Source organism: Lentzea miocenica (assembly GCF_033949945.1).
In the GTDB taxonomy this organism is placed as follows: domain Bacteria; phylum Actinomycetota; class Actinomycetes; order Mycobacteriales; family Pseudonocardiaceae; genus Lentzea; species Lentzea miocenica.
Window position 1 is genome coordinate 202,494 of record NZ_JAXAVW010000013.1, and the last position, 11,806, is coordinate 214,299.

Sequence of the window (11,806 nt, forward strand, 5' to 3'; positions counted from 1 at the left end):
TTCGGTCAACTCGTCGTGCTGACGATCCGGTCGTCACCGGCCTGAGGGGTACCGCGGCCGTCGCGGTTCGACGTCGAGAACCACAGCGTGCCGTCCGGCGCGGCCGTCACCGCGCGCAACCGGCCGTAGACGCCGGAGAACAACGCCTGCGGCCGGCCGACGCCACCGTCGGCGGCGACCGGGATCTTCCACAGCCGTTGGCCGCGCAGCGCCGCCATGTACAGGTTTCCCTGGTGGAACGCGAGGCCGCTGGGCGAGGCCTGTGCGGTGGACCAGGTCAGCACGGGATCGACGAACCTGGGGTCGTTGCAGGGGCCTTCGCACGCCGGCCAGCCGTAGTTGCCGCCGGGCTGGACGCGGTTCAGCTCGTCGAGCCGGTTCTGCCCCAGCTCGGCGGCGAACATCCGGCGCTGGGCGTCCCACGCGAGACCCTGCACGTTGCGATGGCCGAGGCTGTAGACGAGCGAGGACGTCGGATTGCCCGGTGCGGGCCTGCCGTCCATCGTCATCCGGAGGATCTTGCCGCCCAGCGAGCCAGGGTTCTGCGCGTTGGCCGTGTTGCCCGCGTCGCCGGTGCCGGCGTAGAGCAGACCGTCCGGGCCGAACGACAACCCGCCGCCGTTGTGGATCGTCCGGCCACGCGGGATGCCGGTCACGATCGGCTGTGGTGTCTCGCCGATGCGGAAGCGGGCGATTCGATTGTCCGAAGTGGACGTGTAGTAGACGAACACGTACCGGTCGGTGCTGTACGTCGGCGAGACGGCGATGCCCAGCAGGCCACCCTCACCCTGCGCCGACACGCCGGGAATGCGAGCGACCTCGCGCGTCACACCTCCGGTGACGGACAGAACCCTGGCCGAGCCGCGTTCGGTGACCAACGCCGACCGGTCGGGCAGGAAATCGATGTCCCACGGTACGACCAGATTGGTCGCCACGTCGCGCTCGACGCCGAAAGCGGCTCCCGGTGTCAGCGACAGGCCCACGACGACCGCGGCCCCGATCGCCAGAGTGTTGCGGAGTCTCATGCGTGCCCTCCTCGACTTGTTCGACGCGGCGGCGGCAGCGTGAGGCGTTCAACGTGCATGCAAGCACCCATTCCGCTCCGCGGGAACCCTTCCGGTGGGAGCGCTTACACGTCAGCGGCGCCATTCGGCTCATCGCGGAGTCCTGGATCACATTCCCAGTTACCTAGGTATCTAGTGAACTGGTGTACCGTCAGCGGCGTCGAAAGGAGAAGCACATGACGAACCAACCGCCGGTACTCGCCGACGGACTGGGCAAGAACTACCGCCGGGGCTGGGCGCTGCGGGACTGTTCGACAGAGATCCCGGGCAACCGGGTGGTCGCGCTGGTCGGTCCGAACGGAGCGGGCAAGAGCACGCTCATGGGGCTGATCACCGGACTGACGCGGCCGAGCACGGGCACGATCTCCGTGTTCGGCGACACCCCGCACGGCAAGGGGATGCATCCCGCGGTGGCGTTCCTCGCGCAGCAGAAACCGCTGTACGCGCAGTTCACCGTCGCCGAGACGCTCCAGCTGGGCAAGCACGCCAACCCCACGTGGGACCAGTCCTACGCCGAGGACCTGGTGTCCCGCGCGCAGGTTCCGATGTCCGCCAAGGTCGGCACCCTCTCCGGTGGCCAGCGCACGAGGGTCGCGCTGGCACTGGCGCTGGGCAAGCGCCCCGGCCTCCTGCTGCTCGACGAACCGCTCGCCGACCTGGACCCGATCGCCCGGCAGGCGGTACTGGGCACACTGGTCGAGGAGAGCCGCCGCGAGGGCATCACCGTGGTGTTGTCCTCCCACGTGCTGGCTGAGCTGGAGGGCGTGTGCGATCACCTCCTGCTGCTGGTCGGCGGCCGCGTGCGGCTCTCCGGCGACGTCGACCACCTGCTCAACGGGCACGTGGTGCTCGCGGGCCCGCCAGGGCACCCCGAGCCAGTACCGCGCGCCGCCGTGATCGATGCGCAGCGGGGCGTCAACGGCCAGCATCTGCTGGTACCCGCGAACGCCATCGGCACCACACCGGGATGGCGGCGGTTCCGGCCCACGCTGGGGCATCTGGCGCTGGGTTACATGCGTGGCGCGAGCTCGGAGGTAGCCGCATGACCTGGGTCGTATGGCGCCAGCAGCGCGCCCAGTTGATCACCCTGCTCGCTGTGCTGGTGGTGGGCGCGGCGGGCGTCCTGCTCCTCCGGTCCTCGATGTCGTCCTATCTGGACACTCACGGTCTCGCGTCCTGCATCGCGAGCGGCGTGCAGCCCGGAAGCACGTGCGGACTGGCCGCGCAGGAGTTCCAGGCCGTCTGGTTCGACCGGATGAAGATCGGCCAGCTGCTCGTCCTCGCGCTGCCGGCGTTGATCGGCCTGTTCTGCGGTGCGCCGCTGTTCGCGAGGGAGCTCGAACAGGGCACGCACGTGCTGGCGTTCACCCAGTCCGTGAGCCGCACCCGGTGGATGGCGACCAAGTTCGCGGTCGTCGCCGCGCCGGCGCTGGTCGTCCTGGTCGTCCTGCAGCTGCTGGTCACGGGGTGGCTGAACGCGGCGGGCAAGCTGGGACCGCTGGTCTCGGGGCCGTTCGTCTACAGCAACTTCGGCACCAGCGGTCTCGCGCCGGTGTCCTACGCCCTGTTCACCTTCGGGCTCGGCATGCTCGTCGGCGCCCTGTCCGGGCGGACGCTGGCCGCGATGGCCGTGACGCTCGCGGTGTTCGTGGTGGTCCGCTTCGTCCTGACCGGTGTGCAGCAGTTCCTGCTCCCCACCCAGCGGGTCGTCTCCGACGACCCCTCACAGCCCAGTGTCACCGATCAGGCAGCCCTGGTCGTGCGCAGCGGCTACCTGGACGCGCGAGGAACACCGGTGCCGGACGGCGCCGAGGACCGGATCGGCCAGTGCGGCTCGCGGGGCAACACCGAGGCGGCCACGGATCTGGCCACCTGCTACCGCGAGCAGGGCCTGGCGAAGTCCTTCTCCGACATCATCCCCTCGAGCGAGGTCGGCACCCTGCACCTGGTCGAGGCGTCGATCTTCGGTGGTCTCGCGGTGGTGTTCGTGCTCGCCACCGGATGGGCGCTGCGGCGGCAGACGTGACCGTGCGGCCGTCAACGCCGGTGAGGCACCTATGCTGGCAGGCGTGATCGAGTTCCGAATCGATCGGCGCTCCGGGCTGTCCCCCTATCTGCAGATAGCTCAACAGGTCAAGCAGGCCATGCGGATGGGACTGCTCAAGCCGGGCGACCGACTGCCATCGGCGCGGGAGGTGGTCGAGGCGACCGCCGTGAATCCCAACACCGTGCAGAAGGCCTACCGGGAACTGGAGCACGAAGGGCTGGTCGAGGGCCGCCGCGGAACAGGCACGTTCGTCACGCGGTCACTGGCCCGAGAAGCGACCAATCGCGAAGCGCCCCTGCGCCGGGACCTGGCGGACTGGATGGACCGGGCCTCGTCCAGTGGATTGGGCATCGAGGACGTGGACGCGCTCTACATCGATGTCCGCGAGGAGCGCTACCCCATGGGAGGACCTCGTTCATGAACGCGTTGAGCGCGAAGGGCCTGTCCAAGAAGTTCGGTCGCGTCCAGGCTCTCGACGACTGCGCCTTCACTCTGCCGGAAGGACGCGTGGCCGCGCTGGTCGGGCCGAACGGCGCGGGCAAGAGCACGCTGCTCTCACTCGCGGCCGGGCTGATCACGCCCACGAGCGGGTGGATCAGGGTGCACGGCAGCGGGGTGCGCGGCCGGACACCTCCGGACGTCTCGTTCCTCGCCCAGCGCCGACCGCTCTACCAGGACCTCACCGTCGGTGAGAACATGCGCGTCCTGGCCGCGATGAACCACCGCTGGTCCCAGCAGCGCGTGGACGAGGTGCTCGACCTGCTCGCCGGCGTGAACCGCGATGCCAAGGTGCGGTCGCTGTCCGCGGGCACGCGCACACAGGTGGCTTTCGCGCTCGCTTTGGGCAGGCTGCCGAGGGTGCTGCTGCTCGACGAGCCACTGTCCGATCTGGACCCACTGGCCAGGGACGAGGCGTTGCGCATCCTGATGACCGAGGTCGCCGATCGTGGCACGACGGTGCTGATGTCGTCCCACCTGCTCAGCGACCTGAGCGACGTCTGCGACCACCTGCTGCTCCTCGACGACGGCCGGATCCAGCTCGCGGGCGACGTGGACGACGTCCTGGCCGAGCACCGGTTGTTCGTCGGTCCCGCGGTGGAGCAGCCGGAGGTGCGCGGCACCATCGTCTCCGATTCCCGCACCGAACGGCAGACCACCCTGCTGGTGCGCGGCGCCGACGGCCCGCCACCCGGCGGCTGGATGGCCGCCCAGCCCGACCTGGAGTCGCTGGTGAAGGGCTACCTCCGGGCTGCCCGCGAACGACGGCGGGCATCCGTGAACTGACCATCGCGGGCCACCGGGAGTTCCCGGTGACCCGCGGTGTGGTCAGGCCGCGACCACCATTCCGGCGCGCACGAGGCGCTGGAACAGGTGGTGCTGGACTCCGGTGAGCTTGTCCCGCAACTGTCCGGCGGTCGCACCCGACTCCAGCAGGGTCACCAGTTCGGCAGCGCCCTCGCGGTCGAGACCCCGGATCTCGGTGCCGTCGAAGGCGAACCGGTGCGCTGGCACGGGATGCGCGACCGGTGACGTGAGCGCGTCGCCGTTCGCGACCGGATCGGACCAGTAGCGGGCCATCGCGGCCCTGGTCTCGTCGTCGACGTCCTCGTCGAACGGCGGCGCGGGCAGGAAACCCTTGAAGCCCGGCACGTCCAGCGCGACGGACTGCCGCAGCCGCACCTCGGGACGCAGGATCAGCACGGTGTCCGGGTCGAACGGCTCCGAGGTGGGCGTCGGCCCCGGCTTCGCCTGGACGGGCGCCGGGGCCATGCCCTCGACCGGGCCGTCGACGATGTTCTGCAGCACGTGCGCGGTAACGGCGGTGTTGATCAGCACGTCGAAGGTGCGTTCCTGGATGTCGAGGTCGGGGCTGCTGCCGCGGTGGCTCCAGTAGATGCTGTCCGGGCTCGCGTTGCCCAGCGCGTGGTACCACTGGTCGATCGACAGCGCGAAGTTCTCCGCCATGCCGTGCCAGCCGTCGTCGTAGTCACGCCACAGGTCCCGCATGGACTGCTCGTCGAGGTCGCCGGACAACGTCTGTTCGAGCACCATCGCGGCGTTCGCGGCCATGTTCACGGCGAACCCGGCACCTGAGGAGAACAGCGGGTCGACGAAGTAGGAGGCGTCACCCGCGAGCAGCCACCGCTCGTCGTAGTCGGAGAACTTCCCGTTGATCATCGAGTAGTTCGTCGCGGTGAGCATCTTCTCCGCGACGGGCTCGACGTCGGCGATGAGGTCCTTGAGGTACGGCACCTCTTTCACCGTGTCGAGGAACGTCTTCTGGTCGGTGAAGTCGTAGCCGTCCTGCTTGAGGATCTCCGGAATCGTCACGATGCCGATCGAGTGGGTCACCCTGCGCTCGCCGTTGATCACCTTCGGCACCGGGATGTACCAGCACCAGCCGTCGCGGAACGCGAAGCAGCCGATGGGCGACAGGTCGCCGGGCGCGAAGATGTTCCAGTCGCCCGGCAGGCTCTGCACGTTCTTGCCACCGAGGAAGTGCTGCCAGATCGCGATGTTGCGGTAGCCGGAGAGCCACTCCCGCTTCTGCTTGGCGGCAATGCTGTTGCGCCGTCCCGACGCGTCGACGAAGTACTTCGCCCTGACCTCGGTGCCGTCCTTGAGCGTCACGGTGCAGCCCTGGCCGTCGGAGGAGAACCCGCTGACCGAGGTCTCCTCGAAGACGTCGACACCGACCTCGGCGGCGTGCTTGAGGAGGATGTCGTCGAACTCCGCGCGGTTGACGTGGATCGCGAAGCGGTGCACGCCGTCCTTGAGGTAGTTGGGCTGGTCGAAGAAGGCGACCATCGGCGTCTCGCCCCAGTTGAACACGCCACCGCCGAACTTCTTGATCCAGCACTCGCTCGCGAGCACCTTCGGCAGCGCCCCGCTCTGCTCCAGCGCCGGGATCATGGTGTGCGCGAACGACTCGCCGATGTGCTCGCGAGGGAAGAGCTCCTTCTCGAAGATCGCGACGCGCAGGTCCGTGCGGCGCGCGAGGATCGCGCCGAGGGTCGAGCCGGCCGGTCCGCCGCCCATGACGACGACGTCGTACTCGGAGCTGATTTCCTTGCCCATGGGGAACTTCCTCCTGAAGAGATGTGAGAACGCCGTCGAGTTCAGAGCCAGGCCGGCAGGGACTGCAGGCCGTGAAATCCCACGTACGAATGCCATATCGGCTTCAGATGCCCACTCACGCGCAGGCCGGGGAACCGCTCCAGGAGCGTCCGCACCGCCACGCCGGTCTGGACGCGGACCAGGGCGGCGCCGACGCAGCGGTGCACCCCCTCCCCCAGCGCGAGATGCCTGGCCCGCCTGCGGACGTCGAGCACGTCCGGATCGGTGAACTGCTTCGGGTCGCGGTTGGCCGACCCGACGTGGGGCAGCACCAGCTGCCCCTTCTCGATCTGGTGACCGCGGTAGGTGAAGGACTCCGCGGCCATCCGGCCGATGTACTGCACCGGCGGGTCGAACCGCTGGAACTCCTCCACCGCCGCCGGCCACAGGCGCGGCTGCTCGGCCAGCAGCGCCCGCTGCTCGGGGAACCGGTGCAGCCCGAGCACCGCGCTGCCGATCAGGTGGCGCGAGGGTTCGAGGCCCGCGAACATCAGCAGCACGACCTGCGCGCACGCTTCCGCCTCCGTGAAGCTGAAGCCGGGGTTGTCCTGCGCCATCAGTCCGCCCAGGATGCTGTTGTGCGGCAACCTCGCCATGTCGGCGGCCAGGTCGCGCAGGTACGCCACGAGCAGTTGCGCGCTCTCCCAGCCGCGGCTCACGTCCTCGACGGTCAGGTCGCTGGCACCGAACAGGTACGCGATGTCGTCGGCCCAGTGGTCGAGCTGCGCGTAGTCGCTTTCCGGCGCACCCATGAGCCGGGTGAACACCATCGCGGGCAACGGCCGCGCGAAGTCCTGCACCACGTCGATCGAGCGCCGGCCGCCCCAGCCGTCGATCAGGCGGTTGACCACCTCGTGGACGACGGCCGCGACACGGGAGGGCGTCAGCACGCGGAAGACCTCGTCCATCCTCTTGCGGCGCAACAGGTGGTGGTCGCCCTCGTAGAACGCGGTCCAGGTGCGGAGGAATGAGACGAAGTCGTCGAACTGGCCTCGCTCCTCTTCGGGCAGCGCCAGCACCGGCAGGTTCGCCCGGTTGTTGGTCAGTCTCGGGTCGCGCAGCAGCGCGGCCGCGTCCTCGTAGGAGAAGAGGACCCACGAACCGCCGTACATCTGCGAACGGTGAATGGGATCGTTTTCCCGCATTTCCGCGTAAGCGGGGTATGGATCGATAAAGAGATCGGGATTGCTCAGGCTGAACTCATTTGTCAGAAACATCAGAATCTCCGAATGGTTGTCCGCGCGGCAGAACGAGCTCAGCGCTGCTGGACGACGACTTCCCGGCTGTCCGAGGTGAAGAGCCTCAACAAGGGACCGGTCACCGCGGTGGTGCACAGGGCCATCAACACGAGGACGGTGAATCCGAACGTGTTCACCACGCCGTACTGCAAGCAGATGGTGGCGACGATGAGTTCGGTGACGCCCCGGCAGTTCATCAACGCGCCGATCTGCAGGGACTCACGCATCGGCATCCCGGCGAGGTAGGCCGCGCCGCCCGCGCCGACGACCTTGGTCAGCGTCGCGACCACGACCACCGCGCCGAGCAGCAGCCAGTTCGCCACCGAGCCGCCGACCGCGGTGACCGCGGTGCTCAACCCGACGCTCGCGAAGAACAGCGGCAGCAGCACCACCTCGGCGAACCCGTGCAACTGCTGGCGGACCTTCCGCATGATGGTGTCGTCACGCGGAAGCACGGCACCGAACAGGAACGCCCCGACCGCGGCGTGCAGGCCGATCAGCTGGGTGACCGCCGCGTACGCCACCGCGCCGGCCACCAGCATCGGCAGCAGCAGCGGTCCACCACCGGCCCGCTCCACCAGCCAGGCGAGCACCGGGCGCACCACCAGCGCGGTGACCAGGACCAGGCCGCCCACCAGGACGACCGTGAGGACGGCGCTGCCCGACGCCGCCAGGCCGGACACCGCGAGAACGACCGTGAGCACCATCCACGCGGCACCGTCACCAACCGCCGCACAGGCGAGCGCCACCCGGCCCACCCTGGTGGTGTCCATCCGGGCGTCCACGAGGATCCTGGCCAGCACGGGCAGCGCCGTGATCGACACCGCCAGGCCGAAGACCACCAGGTAGGCGACCCCACCCCCGGCCTCGCCCGCGATCAGCGGCTGCCCGAACAGGGCGAGCAGGACACCGCCGGCGAACGGCAGCCCGATGCTGCCCGCCACCACCGCGGTGACGATCTTGCGGTCCGCGCCGGCCGCACCGAACCGCAGTTCGCTGCCGAGCAGGAACATGAACGTGACCAGACCGAGCTGGGCCACCACGTTCAGCGTGCCGACAACGGACGGTGTCAGCAGCCACGCCGAGCCCGCCGGCCACAGTTGCGCCAGCACGGTGGGCCCGAGCAGCAGGCCGCCGAGAATCTCGCCGACCACGGGCGGCTGCCCGAGTTCGCGGAAGATCCAGGCGAGCAGGTTGCACACGACGACGATCACCGCGAGGGCCAGCAGGAAATGTGCCACAGGGTCGGCAGCGGCTGATTCCGCCGCCAGTGCGTGAATGTGCGGGAATTCCACAGGTCACCTCGAACTCTCCGACAGCACGTGTCACAGGGCAGGGATGACAACGTTGACATCGATCGGCGGGGCCGGACGAGAAACTTGTCCGGCTGATGTCCATCAGCGCGTGGACCGGCCCCCTATCGAGCCGGGATGACGACCGCCTCGTACTGGTCCGCGGTGGGCGGGAAACCGGTGTCGAACTTCCCGTTGATCACCGCGAGCCGGTTGCCGTGCAGTGCCGCGGTCGCCGGTGACTGGAGCAGGTCGCTGGTGATCACCTTCTGCACCACACCCGAGTCGAGCTCAGTGCTGAGATGGATCAGGCTGATCTGGTTCGATGCCTGCACCGCCCACAGCGACCGGCCGGAGAGCACGAGTCCGTCGACGCCGGGCACGCTCACCCCGCCGATGAGGACACTGGCGCCGGTGGCCGCGTCGACCCGGTACACGCTGCCCGTGCCGGAGTGCGCCACGACGAGTGTCCGGCCCCCTGGCGCGGCCTGGATGCCGTTGAGGTTGAACTGCCCGGGAGTGACCGCCGCGGGTCCGGTGACGGGCAACGTCTGGAACCGCCCGAGCGTCCCGGCCGGGCCGACCGGCACGAAGTAGAGCTTCGCCTGCCGCGAGTCGGTGAACCAGGCGCCACGCGAGGTGACGGCCACGTCGTTGATGATGGAGGCGGACGGGTCGCCGAGCTGGTAGGTGGCCAGGGTCGCGCCGGTGTCCGTGTCGTACACGTAGGCCTGGCCGGTCTGGCCGCCGGCGACGAAGAGCAGGTTGTGCGAGGGCAGCGCGGCCATGCCGACGGCCATGCGCCCGTCGGGGTTGTCGATGAACATCTCGGCTTGGCCGCGGCGCAGGTCGCCGCGGAAGATGTCGCCGCGGATGAGGTCTCCGGCGAAGAACGTGCTGCCGCGGCCGACGGCGATGCCTTCGGCCGACACGGCGCCGGGGAGCACGATCATCTGCGGGCGCGACGCGGCGGCAGGGACGGCGGCCGCGGTCGCGAGCGCCATCACGAGCAGGGGTGTCGCGAGTGCGCGCCTGAGCACTGTCAGCCGCGGGGGTGTGGTGCGCATGAGTGTCTCCAATGGTCCGGAATACCGTTGTAGGAAAAGGGAGTGCTGTTACCTGCCGGGGTGCAGCCCGAGCCGGCCGGGAGTCGGCTCGCCCTGCACCTCGCCGAAGTACAGTGCGAACGTCTGCCGCCAGCGTTCGGCTTCGGCGCGGTCGGCCATGAAGCGCGGGAATCCGTCGACGTTCGCGTTGGGGTACTGCCACACCGGTTTGAGACCACCGGGCGGGGTGATGTCGGTGCGCACCGACCAGCCGTTGAACGCCGCCATCTGACGTTCGGCCGACACCATCCAGTTCACGTAGAGCTTGGCGGCGGCCAGGTTCGCGGCGTTGTTGAAGATCGCCATCCGCTGGCCCCAGGCCATGAACGGGTGCCCGTCGGCCACGGCCCACCTGGCCGGCGTCGTCGCGGGAGCGACCAGCGAGCCGGATCCCCCGATGCCGATGACCTTCTGCCTGGCGCCGACCGCCGCGGCAGGGGTGAAGCTGCCGCGGGCGAACTGCGGGTCCTGCGCGACGAGCTTGTCCAGCCAGCCCCAGCCGTAGGTCTCCACGTACAGCTTGTAGAGATAGAGGACCGCGTCGTCGTCATGGGGGTAGGAGGACGCGATCCTGCCCCTCCACTGTGGATCGACCAGGTCCGCGGGTGATCGGGGCGCCGCTGATCCAGCGGTGGCGGCGTCGTACATGTAGCTGAACCCGACGATGAACGGTGCCAGCCACGCACCGCCGGGATCCTTGAACGCGTTGTGAATCTTCGAGAAACCGGCCGGCTTGTACCGCAGGAGCCTGCCTTCGTCGGCCCAGCGGGGAAAGTTCTGCAACGTCTGCAGCAGCACCACGTCGGGCACCAGCGTCCCGGTCGCGAGCTGGTGGTCGATCCGGACGTCGTGGAACTTGCTGTAGTCCACGATCATCGTCAGCTCGATGCCGGGAAAAGCCGCGAGAAACGCCGCACGGACGGCATCCGCCGAAGACGCTCGGTCGCCACCCGAGTAGACGACGAGCTTGCCGCCGTGCGCCGAAGCCTCCCGATAAAGCTCATCCAGCGTCCTGGACTCCTCCGAGACACCCTTGCCACCGCCCACCGGTGCCGCCGCCTGGGCCGACCGTGCCGGACCGAGCATCGCCGCACCGAGCACGGCAGCGCCGCCGGTGAGTACCCGGCGCCTGTTCAGGAAGCCGCTCATGGAAGCCCGTCCCTTCGGGGATGATCACTTGAACATTCAAGTCAAACGTAGCCGTGATGACTTGAATGTTCAAGTTAATCTGCGGGACTACTTGGCGCGAGCGCGTCGACAGCGAGCTGAGCCGACTTGAACCTTCAAGGAACTTGCAGCCCAAACAGCTTGACGATTCAAGTCAGGTACGCTGGCCGGCATGAGCAAGGCTCACCCACCTCGACCGGGCGCCGCCGAGCCGCGTTGGCTGACCGGTCCGGAGCAGGAAGCCTGGCTGCCGCTGGCGGTCCTGATGTCGAAGATCCCGGTCGCGCTGGACAAGCAGCTGCAAACCGACTCCGGCATCAGCCACTTCGAGTACACCGTGCTGACCCAGCTGTCCTCCAGGCCGGACCGCACGCTGCGGATGAGCGCGCTCGCCGAGCTGACCGGCGGTTCACTGTCCAGGCTGTCGCACCTGGTCAAGCGCATGGAACGGCAGGGCTGGATGCGCCGCGAACCATCCCCGGACGACGGGCGCTACACCAACGCCATCCTCACCGACGAGGGCCACGACAAGGTCGTTGCTGCCGCGCCAGGCCACGTCAACGCCGTGCGCACCCTGGTCCTCGACGCGTTGAGCCCCGCCGACCTGCGCCACCTGCGCGACCTCGGCCACCGCATCCTCGGCCACATGGACTCCGACGCGCTCTGGCCGCCTCCCGATCACGCCGCTGGATGACCTCAACCGCGGGATCGGGGGGCCAGGACCTGCGTCAAGCACCTCGGGTGATCCAGCTGTGGACCTCGACATCTCGGCACA

At 68.8% G+C, this 11,806-nt stretch carries 10 protein-coding genes and 1 pseudogene; 5 read left to right on the forward strand and 6 right to left on the reverse strand.

Going from position 1 to position 11,806, the window contains the following annotated elements:
• Window positions 1–5: 5 nt before the first annotated feature.
• On the reverse strand, window positions 6–1,025 hold the full coding sequence (locus SK803_RS17685) for a PQQ-dependent sugar dehydrogenase (protein WP_319967112.1): 1,020 nt from the start codon (window positions 1,023–1,025) through the stop codon (window positions 6–8).
• Between the two features lie 215 nt (window positions 1,026–1,240).
• On the opposite strand from SK803_RS17685, the pseudogene SK803_RS46555 reads away from it, so the two are divergent.
• From SK803_RS46555 to SK803_RS17705, 4 genes and pseudogenes are all read left to right on the forward strand, one after another.
• Window positions 1,241–1,741 (forward strand): annotated as a pseudogene (locus tag SK803_RS46555) (ATP-binding cassette domain-containing protein); the annotation flags it as partial.
• Window positions 1,742–2,106: 365 nt separating this feature from the next.
• Window positions 2,107–3,090 carry an ABC transporter permease subunit gene (locus tag SK803_RS17695; protein WP_319967114.1) on the forward strand — a complete coding sequence of 328 codons (984 nt, stop codon included), beginning with the start codon at window positions 2,107–2,109 and terminating at the stop codon, window positions 3,088–3,090.
• Window positions 3,091–3,133: 43 nt separating this feature from the next.
• Complete coding sequence (locus SK803_RS17700) at window positions 3,134–3,532, forward strand: GntR family transcriptional regulator (RefSeq protein WP_319967115.1); 399 nt, start codon at window positions 3,134–3,136, stop codon at window positions 3,530–3,532.
• Window positions 3,529–4,395 (forward strand): ABC transporter ATP-binding protein, encoded by an 867-nt coding sequence (locus tag SK803_RS17705; protein ID WP_319967116.1) that lies wholly within the window; start codon window positions 3,529–3,531, stop codon window positions 4,393–4,395. Before SK803_RS17700 ends, SK803_RS17705 begins: the two co-directional genes overlap by 4 nt.
• Before the next feature lie 42 nt (window positions 4,396–4,437).
• On the opposite strand, the gene SK803_RS17710 is transcribed toward SK803_RS17705, so the two are convergent.
• The 5 genes from SK803_RS17710 to SK803_RS17730 all read right to left on the reverse strand — a co-directional run bounded on the left by SK803_RS17710 (window position 4,438) and on the right by SK803_RS17730 (window position 11,013).
• Window positions 4,438–6,189 (reverse strand): NAD(P)/FAD-dependent oxidoreductase, encoded by a 1,752-nt coding sequence (locus SK803_RS17710; RefSeq protein WP_319967117.1) that lies wholly within the window; start codon window positions 6,187–6,189, stop codon window positions 4,438–4,440.
• Window positions 6,190–6,230: 41 nt separating this feature from the next.
• Window positions 6,231–7,340 carry a cytochrome P450 gene (locus SK803_RS17715; protein ID WP_319967118.1) on the reverse strand — a complete coding sequence of 370 codons (1,110 nt, stop codon included), beginning with the start codon at window positions 7,338–7,340 and terminating at the stop codon, window positions 6,231–6,233.
• Window positions 7,341–7,483: 143 nt separating this feature from the next.
• Window positions 7,484–8,761: a cation:proton antiporter domain-containing protein gene (locus SK803_RS17720; RefSeq protein WP_319967119.1), complete on the reverse strand. Its 1,278-nt coding sequence runs from the start codon at window positions 8,759–8,761 to the stop codon at window positions 7,484–7,486.
• Between the two features lie 122 nt (window positions 8,762–8,883).
• A complete protein-coding gene (locus SK803_RS17725; protein ID WP_319967120.1) occupies window positions 8,884–9,825 on the reverse strand; it encodes an SMP-30/gluconolactonase/LRE family protein in 942 nt (313 codons plus the stop codon).
• A 48-nt stretch (window positions 9,826–9,873) separates the two neighbouring features.
• Complete coding sequence (locus SK803_RS17730) at window positions 9,874–11,013, reverse strand: ABC transporter substrate-binding protein (RefSeq protein WP_319967121.1); 1,140 nt, start codon at window positions 11,011–11,013, stop codon at window positions 9,874–9,876.
• 190 nt (window positions 11,014–11,203) lie between these two features.
• Between SK803_RS17730 and SK803_RS17735 the strand changes: the two genes are divergently transcribed.
• Entirely contained in the window at window positions 11,204–11,725 is a 522-nt protein-coding gene (locus SK803_RS17735; protein WP_319967122.1) for a MarR family winged helix-turn-helix transcriptional regulator, read from the forward strand.
• The last annotated feature ends 81 nt before the right edge of the window (window positions 11,726–11,806 follow it).